Here is a 16,266-nt window from a genome sequence, read left to right on the forward strand (position 1 = left end):
AGGAAGACCTTCTGCAACATACGTCAATGGAGAGGCTCGACGATATAAATCTGGACGCTCAGAGGGAAGGCTACCTAAAAAATCCTCGAGGACCGAGCGCGTATCTATCGGATCCGGATCCGGGGGATTATCGTATCCTGTCGCTAAATCAACAGGACCATAGTAGTTAACCACACCTCGAATCTGTGGCTGAGGGGTTGCATAGGCAGCAAGCATGGCTAGATGTGCTCCTGCAGATCTACCGACCATAACAAGTTGTTGGGGATCTGTTTCATATTCAGCCCCATGACTCTGAATAAAGTCAAGAGCCGCCTGGACATCTTCAAGCTGGCTAGGGAAGCGATGTTGAGGGGCATGGCGATAATCAATAGCCCAGACAACATATCCCTGGGCTGCGATATAGCGGTTGAAGTTACGGTTGGCGGTGGGTTCGCCTCGTCGCCAAGCGCCACCATAAATAGTCACAATACCCGGATAGCGCCCAGGCTGTGGAGGCTGATAGATCTCCATAGAAAGAGGAACACCCTCGGGCTGGGCAAAGGCAATATTAGAGAGCTGGCGGACCTTGGGTTGCGGAATACCCCGTAGAGCATCAAAGAATATAAAAGGACGGGTCCGAAATTGATTCTGCTGGGCGGCAGGAATGGTGCTGAGATATTCTGGGCCTAAACTCTGCATAGCAGCTTCAGCAGTGCGGACAGTTGTTGAAAGCTGCATCAGAGGATGGCTAGAGAGCAGGAGACCGAGGGTGCTGCAGCCAATGAGAACGACAGAAAGTAGGGTGCGTTTACTAAAGAGGCAAAGAAGAAGTGAGATTGCATTAATCCCCATCAGCCAGACGCTAACCTCTGGGGCACCGATACTCAGTGGCAGCCAAAAGGCAGTAGAGGCAGGCAAAACGATCCACCAACTCAAAAAAAATCCCGCCAGACAGAACCCAACCCTCAACACAAAACTAAATTTTTTAAACTGCATTGCCATTGGCGTCTAGCCTCAGAAGTCATAGAGTAGTGAACAGTGTGGATTTTACTATAGGCATGCTAAAGCTTGTCTGCTAAACTACGGCTGTCCGGTGGGGATTGTGGTCTTTATCGGACAGCGCTGTCACCCCAGCAAACCTTCTCAAAGGGAACTTTGTCATCATGACTCAAGGCACAATCTATCTAGCTGAACAGCTAGATGTTGCAACCCTTAACCAGCAGTTCGCGGCAGCCCATCCGAAAAGCATCCTGATGTGGTGCCTAGAAAACATTGAGCAAGGCCTGGTGCAGAGTACCGCCTTTGGTGCTGGTGGCATGGTGATCATGGATCTCCTTTATCAGGATCTCAATCCATCCCCTGCAGTTCCCGTGATTTTTCTAGATACGCTGCATCATTTTCCTGAGACCTTAGCGCTGGCAGAGCAGTCCCGCGAACGCTATGGGTTAGAGCTACGCATCTATCAACCCCAGGGATTCCAGCAGCAAGATGTCTTTGCGGCCCACTACGGCGAGGCGCTTTGGGAACAAGACCTGGAGCAGTACCACCAGATTACAAAGGTCGAGCCACTCCAGAGAGCACTGCAGGACTTAAACGTAACCGCCTGGATTACGGGTCGTCGTCGGGACCAGTCAGCAACCCGCACAGAAATGGAAATTTTTGAGTGGGATTCACAGGGGCGGCTCAAAGTTAATCCGCTGGCGGCTTGGAGTTATAAAGATGTTTGGCGCTATGTGGTGGGGAACGATGTTCTCTACAATCCGCTTTACGATCAGGGATATGCGAGTATTGGCGACCAGCCGCTAACGACAATTGTGCAAGATGGCGAACATGAGCGGGCCGGACGCTGGCGGGGTGCTGGTCGCCTCGAATGTGGAATGCATGCTTAGCCATGACAGCGGTTAAAGTCATGGTGAAGCTGTTTGCGGCTTATCAAGAGGCCTATGGTCAGACAGAGATTATGTTAGAGCTGCCGGTTGGAACGACAGTGGGAGAGATTTGCGATCGCATCTGCCAGCCCTATCCCGAATTAGAGGAGTTGAAGGAGGTCACCCGCTACGGTCTCAATCTAGCCTTCGTGGATGCTGGAACCCCTGTTCAAGAAGGAGATGAAGTCGTCCTGATTCCGCCCGTTAGCGGCGGCTAGCTCACCCAGATTTAATCAGACGCAATCAGCAGCCGATCAATGAGTTCTGCAACACCCGACCCGCGTTCTCCTTGCGTCACAAAATCAGCCTTCTTTTTTAGAACCGGCAGAGCATTAGCAACGGCAACCCCATAGCCACAGAACTGCAGCAGATCGAGATCGTTTTCTGCATCACCCACACCAACGACATGGTTAGGCGCAAGCTCCATCTGTAAAAGAAGGTGACGGAGACCCGCTGCTTTATTGATGCCGTTGGGTAAAACCATAACGGCTCGCTTATTACGGATGACCTGCCAATCTATTCCTAAGGCCGAAATAATATCGAGCACAGTTTGGTCGTGGGGTTCCCAGGTGGCAACAATCACCTGACCAACAACAATGGGAGAAACGCCCTGAGCTTCTAACTGTTCGAGAAATACTGACGGCGGAGGCGGAGCGATGCATTGAATTTGGCCGGTCGCTGGCTCATAGATTACAGGACCGTTTTCCACCACCACTTGGTCAAATAAAGCCAGCTCCGGGAAAATAGCCTTCAGCTCTTTTAGCTCACGACCGGTCACCATAATCAGAGATCGTCCAGAAGCCTTCCAGCGCTGGAGCGCCGCCACCGTCTCGCCACTCACGTACCCATTGGTGGCTAAGGTACCATCATAATCACTCGCCAAAGCTAAGTAAGACATGCTTTTTCAGACCTGCTCAGACGAGAACGATTACAAGGCGTTAAGTTCAGACAGACTCAGTAAGGCAGTGGTCGATAGCGTATCTTTGGATCGTCCGCAAAACTTGACTTCTTCCTCTGAGGCGAACCGGAAACATCACAGTATCCGGCAATCTCTCATGCAAACGCGCAAGACAATTAACCATGCCCAATATTGAACCCGACACCCATAATGCCACGCTCTGCCAACTCATTGCTCAGCGTATCAGCGAGCAACCCCAGCAGCGAATTACCTTCGCTGACTACATGGACTGGGTGCTTTATGAACCAGAACAGGGCTACTACGCCACTAACGCCGTCCAGATTGGCATACAAGGCGACTTCTTCACCGCCCCCCACCTGGGCCCAGACTTCGGTGAACTACTCGCAGAACAATTTTTTCAAATGTGGCAATATCTGGACGGTCCAAGCTCATTCACATTAGTAGAAATGGGGGCAGGCCAAGGACTGATCGCCATAGATGTGCTGAGGCATCTACAGCGCTGTGCTGCAGTAGACACAAACTATGCTGATTTTTGGACAGCTCTAGAATACATAATTGTGGAAAAGGCCGCAGCGCTGATTGCTGAGCAAAAGCACCACCTCCAAGCCTTCTGGGAAGAAATTCATAAGGTAAAGTGGCTGACGCTGGCAGAGATTCCGCCCTCTTCAATCACAGGATGCTTATTCTCCAACGAGCTAGTGGATGCGTTGCCAATCCATCAAATTGTGATTAAAGAGAGAGAACTACTTGAGATCTATGTACAGACCGGTAAAACGCCTGATGTGGCTGCTGAACAACCTATTTTTCAAGAGCAACATGGTCAACCCTCAACACCAGAGCTAGCAGCCTATCTGGACTGGATGGAGATTGACCTCACTCAACTGCCGGAGGGCTACCGCAGCGAGATTAATTTAGCAGCCCTAGATTGGCTGAGTGAAGCCGCCAAGAAACTAAAGCAAGGCTATTTACTAACCATTGATTACGGCTATTCTGCAGAAAAGTACTACAACCCTGCCCGTCAGCAAGGAACACTACAGTGCTACCGTCACCATGCCTCTCACGGCGATCCTTATCAATATGTAGGTCGGCAGGATATTACGAGTCACGTTAATTTCACAGCCTTAGAACGCCACGGCGAAACCCTAGAGTTAGAAAATCTAGGACGAACCCAACAAGGACTATTCTTAATGGCTTTAGGTTTAGGCAATCGCCTAGTCACCAATAACAACACAGCAGATCTGACTCAGCTCTCTGATGTACTGCGGCGGCGTGATGCGATTCATTCTCTGATGAATCCTTTGGGATTAGGCGGTTTTCAAGTATTGATTCAGGGTCGGGATATAAACACACATCAGCAGAAACAGGAATTAAAAGGGCTACAGGCTCGTTTGATATAGCGATTATATCTATCCTCTATCTGCTGACTCGCTCCCTCATTATTCATTTCATGCGGTTTATACTAAAACATGCCCAAGATAGCAGAGCCTTCCGCATCAATCGGAGTCAATATAAGTTAGAGAGCTTTCAAACTCATGGTATTTCTGTATACTCAAGCTCAACATCCACTCATTCCTAAGGCTCATTCACCAGAATCAGATTTGCAACTCGCCAGTAAAATCTCAGAGTTCCGTCAGAATTACTTCAAAACTCTTCAAAGCAAAATAGAAGAAATTTCGTGTCTGGATCTGGCAGAAGAGAAACAAGGACTTTCTTACTCTTACTTTCGGGAAGAACTTGATCAATCTCCAGAGATGCAAGCTGCAAACCAACGCCGCAGTTCACTACAGGATAGTCTTTGGCAACAGGTTTCCGAGGAGATTGGCAAGGACCGAGATCGGCTTGCTCAAGAATTTGAGACTTATGCAAAGAATCAAGAAAGATTAGAACTTTTCCCCGACCTTAAAATTCCTGTACATCAATTGAAGGTTGATATCCATAGAATGCCGGGGGGCTATCTTCAGGATAAGGTTGATGATTTTTGGCAAGGGATTCTTTATGACCACGGTGTCTTTCTTTATGGGCAAGGGTGGTTAGGTTCTCTAAACGATGAGTTAGGCCAGACATTAATTCATCATATTTTGCAGAAGTATTATCCAAGACTTGATCCCAAAAAAATTCTCGACATGGGTTGTTCTGTGGGTCATAGCACTCTCCCCTATGCCTCTCACTATCCTCAAGCAAAAACTTGGGGTATCGATCTGAGTTCTTCGCTGCTGAAGTATGCAAATGCTCGAGCAAATGCCCTTAGTCAAGAGGTCTATTTTTCACAGCAAAATGCTGAGCAAACCAAGTTCGCCGGACAATTTTTTGATCTCGTAGTCAGCCATATTTTGATACATGAAGTCCCCTGTGGAGCTAGGAAAAGAATATTTGAAGAGAGCTACCGTTTACTTGATAAAGGTGGGGTAATGGTGCATTTAGACAGCAAATTATTTCTCTCTCCTTCAACTCATACGGCTCGTTATTTTCGAGATACTGAAGTCTGGGTCAATTCTGAGCCATATCTAGCTTCGTCAAAATTTGAAGACTTCAAAACCTATGCATTAGCAGCAGGCTTCTCAGCAGAGAACTTTCAGGTTTTATCTGTTCCGGGTTACTACGCCCATCAGCATGGCAACCATAATCCTGGTTGGGCTGCATTTTGTGCTGTCAAATGAAAGGGGTCCGGAAAGACTCATCCCGCTTCTCTAAGTCCTGTAGCCTCGGCAGCATATCCACATTGCTCACGAACAAAGGATTAGTAAAGCGAAGCTGAGCATGAGGTTTGATAAAAGCAAAAGATGAGTATGGGTTAAATAATTCTAAGAAGCAACTCATTTTGGCCCATATGTCTTGAAATCTGTGGAACAAGGGCAACCTAACAGTAGGCGCATCAAGATCGCCCAAGGATGCTCATGGTAAGCATCCACATCATAATTGCGGCAAAACGGATCACAGAGATGGCGACTTCAAGAGAAGAAGAACTTCGACAGCGGGAATTAGAACTCAAAGAAAGAGAGTTAGAGGTTCGTCTACGTGAACTAGACGCTGATGTCCAGAGATCTACTTCGAAAGAGCCTGAAGTTCAAGAGCCGGCTGACTATGCAGAAACTAAGCTAGAGGATGCTCGCCCAGGACGATCTTTTCGTCGCCGCTGGCGCAGAGCAATCACGATCAGCAAATTTGTTGGGTTGGCTGTTGTCTCAATCGCAGCCGTCAGTGTCGCTTTCTGGCTGGGCCTAATCGTGATCTTCGGTGCACTTGCCTATACCCTTTTTCAGGTCTTCTTCACTAAAGATTAGCTAGATTTTGCGCATTTCAAAACCGTTTGACCCGTCAGTCAGCCGTTACCGACTCACCCACAGATTAGGAAAATCTCAATGAAAATACGGTCTACTTGGATTCCCTATCCGGGGGCTTGGTTGAGTGCGGTGTTGCTGCTCTTACTGACGGGGGCAATTGCCTATGGCGGACAGGTGTTTTTGCAGATGGGATATCCTCTAATTCAGTTTTCGCCTAATGTTGGGATTCTGTTTGGATTGCTGGCGCTATTGATGCCGATTTTTGTGGTTGCGATCGCACATCACACACTCCACCTGTTTTTAGATCACTTTTTCCCCGACTCCCAAACCTCTGCGCAAAAAAAAGTGCAGGGATTTTTCCCAAATCTAATGAGCTGGTGGGAAGGACTCTATGGGTGGCAGGTGATTGTGCTGAGCACCTTGATCACAGCCGGACTCATCAGTGGCTTTACGACTCCAGACGTATCCTATGCAAATCTTTATTCCCTCCTTTCTGCTTGGGACAAAACCCGCTATATCTTTACCTTTCCCACCCTTATTTGGATTGTTATTTCCGCCTATCTTTATCAGTTTGAGCACCTTGTCCATCGTCATTTGATGTCGCTAAATTCAGGCCGACGATAGCCGCCTTACCTTTCTATTCTTCAAAGCACAAGCCGTACTTCTAGCAGCAGCCCTTCGAACAACATGAGTAATACCGTCGCCTCCAAAACATTTTTGCAAGACTTAGGCCGCGTTGCCCAAGCCCGTCAACACATTGCGGGACACCTAAGCGAAATGTCTCAAGCCATCCAGCAGGCAGAACGAGCCGCAGAGCAGGGGTCAGGACAGCTTGGCCTAGAGCGAGACATTGAAGACATTAGTCGGGCCAGTCAAAATCTAAAGCAGGGCGTTTTTCGGCTGCTGGTGTTAGGCGATATGAAACGGGGTAAAAGTACATTTCTCAATGCGCTGATTGGCGAGAATCTGCTGCCCAGCGACGTTAATCCCTGTACGGCTCTGCTGACCATCCTGAAATACGGGGCTAAAAAGCAGGTAACGGTGCATTTCAAGAACGGCAGCAGTCCTGAACAGCTTGACTTTCAGAACTTTAAGGAACGCTATACCATCGCCCCTGAAGAAGCGAAGGAATGGGCGGCGAAGAATCAGCAGGCTTTCCCTGATGTCAGCCATGCCGTCGTGGAATATCCTCTAGCATTGCTGGAGAAAGGCGTGGAGATTGTCGATAGTCCTGGCCTTAACGATACGGAGGCCCGCAATGAGCTATCGCTGGGTTATATCAATAACTGCCATGCGGTTTTGTTTGTGTTGCGGGCCTCTCAACCCTGCACGATGGCCGAGCGCCGCTATCTAGAAAATTATATGAAGGAACGCGGTCTCTCGATCTTTTTCTTAATTAACGCTTGGGATCAGGTCAAAGAAAGTCTGATCGATCCTGATGATGTTGAGGAGCTACAGGCGGCTGAATCAAAGCTGCGAAAGGTTTTTCAGACCCATCTTGCATCTTACTGTCAGGTGGAGGAGACTGATCTCTACCATGAGCGTGTGTTTGAAATCTCGGCTCTCAAGGCATTGAGAAAACGACTGAAAGATACCGATGCACAATTAGAGGGAACAGGTTTTCCGGCTTTTATGGGCGCGCTTAATACCTTTTTGACAGAGGAGCGAGCGGTGTCAGAACTGCGTCAGGCGCGGACGATTGCACGACAGGCACGGGAACGGGTCGCAGACTCAGTGGATCGTCGGATTCCGCTTCTAGATCAAGATGTGACAGAACTCAAGCAGCTTATTAGTTCTGTGGAGCCAGAGTTTGGACAGTTGGTAGGCATCCGCGATCAGTTTCAGGGAGAGATTCATCGGCTGCGAGATCGCAAGTCTCGTCAAATAGCAGATTCTTTCCGGGACTACGTGTTTGGCCTTGAACAAACCTTTGAAGAAGATTTTCTCAAGTATCAGCCGCCTAGCCTCAAAATCTTAGATATCTTCAATCAGGACAAACGTTCAGCCCTAGATGCGGCCCTAAAGCAAGCCTTTCAGCAGTACGTCAACGACAAGTTTTTTGCCTGGACGCTCCAAGCAGAGAAGGACTTGGGCACAGCCTTTGATGATCTGTCGAAAGAAGCAATCAAGTATGGTGCTTCCTATCAAAGTATTCTGGATCAGATCACCGAAAAGTTAACCGGACGCCCCATTGAACCGCGTCATACCAAAGCCGTAACCGAGGAAGAGAGTTCCCCCGCCTGGGCAAAATGGGCAATGGGTCTCTATTCTCTAGCTTCCGGCAATATCACCGGAGTCGCAATGCTAGCGGGAGGCTTTGACTTCAAAAGCGTCGCCCTCAACATCATGACTGTGGGCAGTATTGCCATTGTATCCGGCGCTGTGTTTGGGATTATGCTGGGTCCAATTTCCCTAGCACTGCTAGGCTTTGGGGTCGGAGTTCTACAAGCCGAACAGGCTCGCAAGGAGCTGGTCAAAGCGACAAAGCGAGAACTGGTGAAGCATTTACCCCAGGTGGCCCAGGAGCAGTGGCAGCCCATCTACAGCGCGGTGCAGGAGTGCTTCAACAGCTATGAGCTAGAGGTGATTCCCCGCCTGAATGACGATATTCAATCTCGGCAACAGGAACTGGATAATCTGGTGCAGCAGAAAGAATCCCGAGAGATCCATCGTGATACAGAACTGAAGCGCCTCAACACTCTCAAGCAAACGGTAGCAACTGAATGTCGAGGGGTGGAGACTGTCTATGAAGCGCTTTTGGCAGGATAGGAATAATGTCTGAAATACCGCTGGTTCAAACGCTGCAGACGGCTGTAGGTCTATTAGAAGGAAATGAAGAGCTGCGACAGCAGGTTTTGACGGGATGCGATCGCATCTCTAATCCCAGCACTCGCATCGCTGTCTTCGGTCCCTTCAACTTCGGTAAATCAACCCTCCTCAATGCTTTGTTGGGGGACCGACTGCTGCCGATGGATCTGATTCCAGCAACAGGTGCAGCGATTACCGTTAAAGCAGGCCCCGAACTGCGTACGCAAATTAATCTCACGGATGGCCGTCAAATCTCTGAAAGTGGCACAGCAATTCTAGAGGAATACGCCACTCTCGATGATCAACGCCAGATGCGAGGTGATGTGGACTCTATTGAGGTACAGTCAACGGCCCCGTTACTGACTCAGGGCGTCGAGTTTATTGATCTACCGGGTACGAATGATCAGGAAGCACAGGATGAGATCGTTCGGGAGCAACTGCTACAGGCCGATCTAGTGATCCAGGTCGTCGATGGTCGCCAACTGATGACGCTTTTAGAGCGGGAACAGCTTAGAGATTGGCTGCTAGATCAGGGAATCTCCACCGTGATTTTTGTGGTCAACTTTTTGAATCTGGTGGAACCAGACGACCAAAAACAGGTGATGACTCGGCTGCGATTTATTGCCGAGAGCTTTCGGAGCCATCTGCCCCCCGGCATTAGCAATCTCTATCGCGTCGATGCCTTACCCGCCCTCCGGTCTAGACTCCAGGGAGATGGTGCAGCCCTCACAAATTCAGGGTTACCGATGCTAGAGGCAGCCCTCCAGAGCTTTATTGCCACACCTCAGCAGGATTTAATACGGCTGCGAATGCCGCGATTGCAAAAGCTTTCTGAGCAGGTCACTGTAGCACTCCAGAAACAAGTTTCTGTACTCCAAGTCAAGCAGGAAGAAGTGCAACAGCGGGCGGAGAAACGTTCCCAGATTAAGCAGAAGGCCCAAAGGCTTCTACAGCAGGACTTCCGAGCACAAACTCAAGCGCTACAAACTTGGTTAGAACTGCAAAATTTACTCAATCAATATCAAGGCAGCGCTACGTTAGCACTTCAGGAGAACAAATTTGAGGATTGGGTTACTCAAACGTTCCGCCCTGCATGGATGCATCACCAAAAAGCGGTGGTTAGCCCGGTTCATAAAGCCTGTGAGTTTTTTGAGCAGCCCCGTCCTGCTGACCTGTGGGTGGCTTTTCCACCTGCGCCCAGTGTGAAATCGGCTCAGACGGCTGCTCCTTCATCCTCGACATCTGGGAAAGACGTGACCCCAGTTGCGATCGCAACTGGGGTCGGCCTCCTGCTCAGCGGTCCCGTCGGCGCAGCAGTCCTTGGGGGAGCTAGCTATCTTTTGAATAAGAAAGAGAGTTCGGGCGATACTCAACCTCCAGCTTCAAAGACAGGACAGGAGGAAGAACAGATCAGAAACTATCTGACACAATTTAGCCAAGTCGCCTTTGCAGCTCTGCAGCAGTACCAGAGTGCCGCTCAATCTATTCTCCAGTCAGCAATTCTAGACAAACAACATATCAACCAATCGCAAAACCACCAACTACGGCTTCTACGATCAACTCTAGAGCAATTGCAGCAGTCCTGTTAACGGATTACGATGAGCGGCGTGCAGCCATGAAAAAGAGCCAAATTCGCAGGGTAACTCAGACGTCCCCTCCATCGCTTGGTTAGACTTGAAGCCAAAGTGTGAAATACCTGTAAGCTAGATGGTAAGAAGGAAAGATTAATGAATTCGATTCTAGGAATAGCATTTATGTATTGAGTTATGCCGATCTACTTATTTTTTCCTTTCCTATCGGGCTTAATTTTTATTTTTAATCCCAGACTGATTTCAAATTCATCGATGACATAGTCATTTTTTATCATAGCTGTTATACCAAACAGTCCTAAACCACCAACAGCGCCCCCACCAACAATACCAGCCGCCGAGACTCCGCCACCTGTTGTAGCCGCTGTTCCCGTTGTTGCCGCAGCAGATGCAATCGTTGCATCTGCTGAAAGCTTAGTGATTATTACACTTGTTGCTGTGGAACTTGAACCTACTGCGCCCCCTCCAAAGAAACCAGATAGAATTCCAACAATTCCAGCCATGCCTCCTGTCAGCACTAAAGCTGTTGCTGCCGCCACGGAAAAACCTGCGACAACAAGGAGGTTTACTAGAACCTTTTTTGTAAGACGCTTAGCAGTCATGATCGTATTGACTCGCTTGGCAAGTTCGGGCTCCTTTATCAAAATGGAAGGCTCTTTTCTTTTGAGAGCACTTTGAAGTTCTTTCTTAGATGTAACAACGACTGTCATATTCAGAAACCCCTACCCCGTAAATTGCGTAACACCTACTTTCACGAATTGTAAATCTTCAAAAAATTTAGAGCAATTATTATTCCACCAAAGCCAGTGCTAACAGTTGCACTCACCGGTCGGCAAAACATCCCACAAAATTAAGCATAGGAGATGGATCTGCCGATCCGGTGAAGTATAGGGTTAGACAGGTAGAGTGACACCCTCTTCATAAATGAGAAACAAAAGGAATCCCGAGATTAGTTACGGTTTCTACACCAGCCCCCACAGTCATCAGACCAATGCCCCTTCTCTGTGAACTCAGGACGGTCACCAATACCTCTTAATCGAAATTGCCCTCTCCCATCAGACACAATTTTCGCCGCTGAGAAACACTTTCCGTTTGCACTTGGAGATGGGATCACACTATAGTTGCTTTTCCCAGAGGATCGGCTCCTGTCATACAAGCCAATTAATAACCGTCTGTTGAACTGTTCACCGGGGGATAAGGAAGTCGGAAATCGGTGACTATCGCCCTTACCAATAACAATTTCATCCCAGCTACCCCCATGAAACCCCCACTGGACAATCACTGGATAATCTGAATCATTCCTAATACAGGCTTCATAACTTGCAGCGCTCGCATTTCTAGAAATGCTAAAAGTAGGTACAAAAACTACTGCAAGAACTAGGCTAAGTTTTTTAAGAGATTTAGCAGAGAACAAAGCAGTAAAGTACTCAATCATGATTAAAACCCTCTACAACTGTGAATGAGACTGAGGCACAAAAAATTCCAAACAACTTGGGACTCTTTGAAGTAAATGACCCTCCCACATTTCCAGGAAAATCAATCTTCCCGCGACATACAAGGAGCCATGTGAAAGAGGTCCAACTATATTTAGAAGGCAAATTCCCCACCAAGAGAAAATGATTAGCAGACAATAGAACGTCTAAAGTCCTTAAGTAGGCATAATATAACACTCTCTACCTTGAGTTTATATCAAAAATATATTCCGATATAAAAATCCTATTCAGAGAAAAAATACAGATTGTCTTTATCAAAATTTTGTAGATATATAGGAAGAAAACTTCCTATATATCTAGCGATTCAGGGTTTTATCGGGCACACGTAATGGAATCAGATTAGCGAAGGGTGCCAAGTACTCTTTTAACTCTGGGAAAATCAAAAAAAGCATATCTCCGTCAGCAACTAGCGAGTCTCTTAACAGAATAGTTTGTCCCTGAACACAGAAAACTCTAGAACAGGGCTATGATTGAGGCATTCACGGGAGTCTATGCAGCAGCCCACCGTGATCCATGCTCTAGCGAAACAAGATTATGGCAGTTTGCGACTATTCTCCTGGCCTAGAAAACGTGCCAGCAGCTCGATCGAGCATCTGCTTTATCGACGGCAAAACCGGACAGCTCGAATATCGCGGCATTCCGATCACTGAGCTGGCCCAGAAGAGCAGCTTTCTAGAAACGGCCTACTTATTGATTTGGGGCAACCTGCCCAGCCAAAAAGACTTCGACACCTTTAAGCAAGAGATTATTCATCACCGCCGCACAAAATATCGCATTCGAGATGCGATGGAGTGCTTCCCGGCCAGCGGACACCCAATGGATGCACTCCAGGCTTCCGTAGCAGCTCTGGGCCTATTTTATTCGCAGCGGAAGCTCGACGACCCAGCCTACATGCGGGAGTCGATTGTGCGCCTGCTAGCAAAGCTACCGACGATGGTGGCAGCCTTCCGGCATTTGCGTAAAGGTAACGACCCAATCAAGCCTCGTGATGACCTCGACCACACCGCTAACTTTCTCTACATGCTCAACGAGCAGGAACCTCATCCACTGCAGGCCCAAGTCTTCGATACCTGTCTGCTGCTCCATGCCGAACATTCACTAAACGCTTCCACCTTCTCAGCAAGAGTCACTGGCTCGACACTCACAGATCCCTACGCGATCGTGGCATCGGCAGTGGGAACACTGGGGGGGCCACTCCACGGAGGCGCGAATGAAACCGTGATTCCAATGCTCAATGAAATTGGCACTGTGGAAAATGTACGCCCCTACCTCGATCAAAAGCTGGCTCAAGGTGAGAAAATTATGGGGTTCGGCCACCGGATTTATCGCGTCAAAGACCCTCGGGCTAAGATCTTGCAGGGGTTAGCGGAACAGCTATCAGAGACCTTTGGTTGCGATCGCTACTATGGCATCGCCCAAGAACTCGAAAAAGCTGTCGAAGAGCGTCTTGGAGACCGCAAGATCTACGCCAACATCGAGTTTTACTCTGGCTTAATTTACCGACAGCTCGGCATTCCGTCAGATTTGTTTACGCCCATTTTTGCGACAGCCCGGACCGTCGGCTGGCTAGCCCACTGGAAAGAACAGCTCGAAGCCAATCGTATTTACCGCCCCACCCAAATTTACGCAGGCCAACATGATCAAGGATATATTCCTGTCGTCGAGAGAGCGGGATAAAGTTCTGATTGCCTGTCTTAAGAGGGATGACGAGATAGCTCACCAAGCCTAGGCTAAAACAGTAGAACTCAACTGCTTCATGGAACGCTCTCAATTTACGGATATTTCTAGCTTCACAGTTCAGGGACGTTTATTGCGCCTGTATGGAAAGCAGAAGAAAAAGCCCAAAGCTCTGCGAGTCGAGACAAAACAGGGAAAGTACTATATCCATCTTTCTAAAAAACTGCGCAAGCAAGGCTGCTCTGGCTTGAAGAAAGGAGAGTGGGTTTGGATCACAGGTTCCCTAGAACCGAAGGGAGGCCGGTGTATCTTGAAGGCAACAGAGCTTCGCGTTATTGCGCCGGAGATCGCCCCCTCCCACTCCACCAACGGCGCGCCTGAAAACTCTAGTTCGCCTTCAACTCAGTCCGGTAAGGTTTTGATTTGCTTGAAGTCGAGCTGTGTGAAGCGTGGCGCAAAGGGAGTTGAGAAAGCGGTTGAGACAGTAATTTGCGATCGCAACCTCACCGAAGACATCACAATCAAGCCCACCGGCTGCATGGGGCACTGCAAAAAAGGTCCGAATGTTGTCGTTATGCCCGGAAAGCAGCGCTACCAGAAGGTCAAACCCAGTGATGCTCCTAGACTGATTTCTCAGGCTTAGAACTTAAAGATTTGGTTTTCAGCCAGTGATCTACAGACACTGTGTTGAAGCTGCTGCAGGCCAGCAGAATAAACAGGATCAAACCATAGACCAACTGACTGCCCGCAGCATCCCAATTCTGTACAGATGTGACCCCGAGCATCAAAATCACCATCAAGGCTGAAGTCACCGTTAGCGCCGTGCGAGTTCGCCAGCCCACAATCATCAGCACTCCCACAATTAGCTCAATGATCGGGACCAAAAAGGCATTGATACGCACCAAGGGTTCCGGAAAATAGGACGCTTCCATGGCCTGCACCATACTGTCTACAAAACCAGGAATGTTGCCAATCCGGGTAAGGCCGTGGTTGAGGAAGTTGACGCCCATTAAAAGACGAAGCAGGAAGTATGCGATCGCAATATCCTTTGAATTCAAACGCAGGTCAGTTCTGTAATCATTCATTGTTCTATCTCAGTGGGTGCGTGCAACGCTAGTCATCACTTAAACAGCGTAGCCAAAACTTATGAGAGCATTATTCACGCAGAAATTACAGCGCCTCCATAGTTGGAAACATTATATTTACGATTCTGTTGCAACCTCGGTTACTTGCGCTGGTAGATTAAGAGCTTTCTCATTCCTTCTGTAGCGCAAGACGAACAATACGAGGATATGAGACGATCAATGCCATTGGCAAGGGTCAGATTGTTGGTATCGAGAAAGGAGATATCCGCTCTCAAAATCACTTCATCTCTGAGATCTTTGGGGTAGCCGTATAAAAAGACATGAGAACTCTAGCGTTCTCATGTCTTCTCGAATTTTTGCAACACAACCCTTTCGCAGACATGGGTTGGTTATTTCAATGTCCCAATCAATACGTGTACCACTGGCTCACTAGATAACTGTTACCGCTTAGGAGTCGTTCTGACAATTGCTGTCCCGAGAGGAAATTCATCGTTGCTAAGACTGGGGTAGTTAGCAAATACACGATAGGGTACGGAGACACCTTGAACAATTCGACCTTGAACGCGAGAATTTAGCATCACCACCCGAACAGTCTGACCGGCGGGGATTGGTTCTGCAAAAGTAAGAGCAAACTCTTCAAAACCAAAGTCCTCTTTAGGTTCAACTTGCACACCATCAACAAACACGGCCAAACTGTCAAGTTCATGGAACGTAACGCATTGGACACGAAGACGCTTCAGCGGTTCTTCCTGAACAGCAACCTCAAAAAAGTGATCTTCGCCGTTACGCAGCACACCCGCTTCAGAAACTACCGATGTGGCAGCAGCCTGTGCTTCGAAGGTAATTGCGTTCAAGCCGGTTACCATTGCAACCGCAACTAAGCCATTTAATAGTAGCTTCTTCATTATTACTACACCCTCAATAGATTTTTACATGAAATTTCTAAGATGCTGGCACCTCAGAAACTAGGGACTAAGGCAGGCTTAGGGAACATTTTAGAAACCCATTTAAGCATATGCTGAAAGCCTGATTTAGATTCGGCTTCCTGAGCTATATCTACATACTTTCTCTTGCTCCAACGATCCATTTTCCTCAGGAGAATGACGCTACTAGCAAAATCGGAAACTTAAGGAAAAGGAATCTATTTACCCCCTCAAAGACTTCCCTAATTTCCTTGCAGTAGTGCTCAATAAGTAATTCATCAAAATTAGCCTTACTTTTATCGGCCATAATGAGTAGAAGATGAGTATTGACCTACATCGATATGAATTATGGTTGGGATCTGCTGCAAAATCACACCAACATCAGGATTTTGTCTTTTTTTGGCGATACTGGGATGAAGAGCCTACTAAGTAGTGAGGCAGAATCAAGTTAAAGATCAGATATTAGCAAATGCTCTACATGGCCCTCACCCCCAGCCCCTCTCCCAACATTGGGAGAGGGGAAAAAGATCCCCTCGCTATCTGCCTTTCTCCCCCTTCGCCCAGTATTGGGAGAGGGGGGCTGG

16 protein-coding genes are annotated in these 16,266 nt (G+C 48.1%); 10 read left to right on the forward strand and 6 right to left on the reverse strand.

Annotated features, from left to right (window positions below; translation table 11 throughout):
* Window positions 1-981, reverse strand: a 981-nt coding sequence (locus tag C1752_RS24715) for an alpha/beta hydrolase (RefSeq protein ID WP_110988721.1), incomplete at its 3' end; no start/stop codon positions are given.
* Between the two features lie 161 nt (window positions 982-1,142).
* Between C1752_RS24715 and cysH the strand changes: the two genes are divergently transcribed.
* Both cysH and C1752_RS24725 read left to right on the forward strand, forming a co-directional pair.
* Window positions 1,143-1,868: a phosphoadenosine phosphosulfate reductase gene (gene cysH, locus C1752_RS24720; RefSeq protein ID WP_110988722.1), complete on the forward strand. Its 726-nt coding sequence runs from the start codon at window positions 1,143-1,145 to the stop codon at window positions 1,866-1,868.
* A 2-nt stretch (window positions 1,869-1,870) separates the two neighbouring features.
* Window positions 1,871-2,125 (forward strand): MoaD/ThiS family protein, encoded by a 255-nt coding sequence (locus tag C1752_RS24725; RefSeq protein ID WP_233501876.1) that lies wholly within the window; start codon window positions 1,871-1,873, stop codon window positions 2,123-2,125.
* 11 nt (window positions 2,126-2,136) lie between these two features.
* On the opposite strand, the gene C1752_RS24730 is transcribed toward C1752_RS24725, so the two are convergent.
* Window positions 2,137-2,805 carry an HAD family hydrolase gene (locus C1752_RS24730; protein WP_110988724.1) on the reverse strand — a complete coding sequence of 223 codons (669 nt, stop codon included), beginning with the start codon at window positions 2,803-2,805 and terminating at the stop codon, window positions 2,137-2,139.
* Window positions 2,806-2,987: 182 nt separating this feature from the next.
* Between C1752_RS24730 and C1752_RS24735 the strand changes: the two genes are divergently transcribed.
* The 6 genes from C1752_RS24735 to C1752_RS24765 all read left to right on the forward strand — a co-directional run bounded on the left by C1752_RS24735 (window position 2,988) and on the right by C1752_RS24765 (window position 10,504).
* A complete protein-coding gene (locus C1752_RS24735) occupies window positions 2,988-4,223 on the forward strand; it encodes a class I SAM-dependent methyltransferase (RefSeq protein ID WP_110988725.1) in 1,236 nt (411 codons plus the stop codon).
* Between the two features lie 135 nt (window positions 4,224-4,358).
* A complete protein-coding gene (locus tag C1752_RS24740; RefSeq protein ID WP_110988726.1) occupies window positions 4,359-5,483 on the forward strand; it encodes a class I SAM-dependent methyltransferase in 1,125 nt (374 codons plus the stop codon).
* Window positions 5,484-5,765: 282 nt separating this feature from the next.
* Window positions 5,766-6,107 carry a hypothetical protein gene (locus tag C1752_RS24750; protein WP_146242425.1) on the forward strand — a complete coding sequence of 114 codons (342 nt, stop codon included), beginning with the start codon at window positions 5,766-5,768 and terminating at the stop codon, window positions 6,105-6,107.
* Between the two features lie 78 nt (window positions 6,108-6,185).
* A complete protein-coding gene (locus C1752_RS24755; protein WP_110988729.1) occupies window positions 6,186-6,731 on the forward strand; it encodes a hypothetical protein in 546 nt (181 codons plus the stop codon).
* Window positions 6,732-6,794: 63 nt separating this feature from the next.
* The gene (locus tag C1752_RS24760; protein ID WP_110988730.1) at window positions 6,795-8,876 is read left to right on the forward strand and encodes a dynamin family protein; all 2,082 of its coding nucleotides are present in this window, start codon (window positions 6,795-6,797) and stop codon (window positions 8,874-8,876) included.
* 5 nt (window positions 8,877-8,881) lie between these two features.
* The gene (locus C1752_RS24765; protein WP_110988731.1) at window positions 8,882-10,504 is read left to right on the forward strand and encodes a dynamin family protein; all 1,623 of its coding nucleotides are present in this window, start codon (window positions 8,882-8,884) and stop codon (window positions 10,502-10,504) included.
* Between the two features lie 185 nt (window positions 10,505-10,689).
* Here the strand turns inward: C1752_RS24765 and C1752_RS24770 are convergent, their stop codons facing one another.
* Together C1752_RS24770 and C1752_RS28645 are read right to left on the reverse strand one after the other, a co-directional pair.
* Window positions 10,690-11,214, reverse strand: a complete 525-nt coding sequence (locus C1752_RS24770) for a PM1101 family membrane protein (RefSeq protein WP_110988732.1) — start codon at window positions 11,212-11,214, stop codon at window positions 10,690-10,692.
* A gap of 239 nt (window positions 11,215-11,453) precedes the next feature.
* Window positions 11,454-11,939 carry a hypothetical protein gene (locus tag C1752_RS28645; RefSeq protein WP_158535194.1) on the reverse strand — a complete coding sequence of 162 codons (486 nt, stop codon included), beginning with the start codon at window positions 11,937-11,939 and terminating at the stop codon, window positions 11,454-11,456.
* Window positions 11,940-12,531: 592 nt separating this feature from the next.
* Here C1752_RS28645 and C1752_RS24775 point away from each other — a divergent pair.
* On the forward strand, window positions 12,532-13,674 hold the full coding sequence (locus tag C1752_RS24775) for a citrate synthase (protein WP_110988733.1): 1,143 nt from the start codon (window positions 12,532-12,534) through the stop codon (window positions 13,672-13,674).
* Window positions 13,675-13,753: 79 nt separating this feature from the next.
* Complete coding sequence (locus C1752_RS24780) at window positions 13,754-14,317, forward strand: (2Fe-2S) ferredoxin domain-containing protein (protein ID WP_110988734.1); 564 nt, start codon at window positions 13,754-13,756, stop codon at window positions 14,315-14,317.
* Here C1752_RS24780 and C1752_RS24785 read toward each other — a convergent pair.
* Both C1752_RS24785 and C1752_RS24790 read right to left on the reverse strand, forming a co-directional pair.
* The gene (locus tag C1752_RS24785) at window positions 14,295-14,759 is read right to left on the reverse strand and encodes a DoxX family protein (protein ID WP_110988735.1); all 465 of its coding nucleotides are present in this window, start codon (window positions 14,757-14,759) and stop codon (window positions 14,295-14,297) included. The two genes, C1752_RS24780 and C1752_RS24785, sit on opposite strands and share 23 nt — an antisense overlap.
* A 440-nt stretch (window positions 14,760-15,199) precedes the next feature.
* A complete protein-coding gene (locus tag C1752_RS24790) occupies window positions 15,200-15,664 on the reverse strand; it encodes a hypothetical protein (protein ID WP_110988736.1) in 465 nt (154 codons plus the stop codon).
* Between the last annotated feature and the right edge of the window lie 602 nt (window positions 15,665-16,266).

Origin of the sequence: Acaryochloris thomasi RCC1774 (genome assembly GCF_003231495.1) — a bacterium.
Taxonomy (GTDB): Bacteria; Cyanobacteriota; Cyanobacteriia; order Thermosynechococcales; family Thermosynechococcaceae; genus RCC1774.

Bases quoted from the DNA above. Each gene is read 5' to 3' on its own strand.
- cysH (WP_110988722.1), top strand. From the start codon at position 1,143: ATGACTCAAGGCACAATCTATCTAGCTGAACAGCTAGATGTTGCAACC.
- C1752_RS24725 (WP_233501876.1), top strand. From the start codon at position 1,871: ATGACAGCGGTTAAAGTCATGGTGAAGCTGTTTGCGGCTTATCAAGAG.
- C1752_RS24730 (WP_110988724.1), bottom strand. From the start codon at position 2,805: ATGTCTTACTTAGCTTTGGCGAGTGATTATGATGGTACCTTAGCCACC.
- C1752_RS24735 (WP_110988725.1), top strand. From the start codon at position 2,988: ATGCCCAATATTGAACCCGACACCCATAATGCCACGCTCTGCCAACTC.
- C1752_RS24740 (WP_110988726.1), top strand. From the start codon at position 4,359: ATGGTATTTCTGTATACTCAAGCTCAACATCCACTCATTCCTAAGGCT.
- C1752_RS24750 (WP_146242425.1), top strand. From the start codon at position 5,766: ATGGCGACTTCAAGAGAAGAAGAACTTCGACAGCGGGAATTAGAACTC.
- C1752_RS24755 (WP_110988729.1), top strand. From the start codon at position 6,186: ATGAAAATACGGTCTACTTGGATTCCCTATCCGGGGGCTTGGTTGAGT.
- C1752_RS24760 (WP_110988730.1), top strand. From the start codon at position 6,795: ATGAGTAATACCGTCGCCTCCAAAACATTTTTGCAAGACTTAGGCCGC.
- C1752_RS24765 (WP_110988731.1), top strand. From the start codon at position 8,882: ATGTCTGAAATACCGCTGGTTCAAACGCTGCAGACGGCTGTAGGTCTA.
- C1752_RS24770 (WP_110988732.1), bottom strand. From the start codon at position 11,214: ATGACAGTCGTTGTTACATCTAAGAAAGAACTTCAAAGTGCTCTCAAA.
- C1752_RS28645 (WP_158535194.1), bottom strand. From the start codon at position 11,939: ATGATTGAGTACTTTACTGCTTTGTTCTCTGCTAAATCTCTTAAAAAA.
- C1752_RS24775 (WP_110988733.1), top strand. From the start codon at position 12,532: ATGGCAGTTTGCGACTATTCTCCTGGCCTAGAAAACGTGCCAGCAGCT.
- C1752_RS24780 (WP_110988734.1), top strand. From the start codon at position 13,754: ATGGAACGCTCTCAATTTACGGATATTTCTAGCTTCACAGTTCAGGGA.
- C1752_RS24785 (WP_110988735.1), bottom strand. From the start codon at position 14,759: ATGAATGATTACAGAACTGACCTGCGTTTGAATTCAAAGGATATTGCG.
- C1752_RS24790 (WP_110988736.1), bottom strand. From the start codon at position 15,664: ATGAAGAAGCTACTATTAAATGGCTTAGTTGCGGTTGCAATGGTAACC.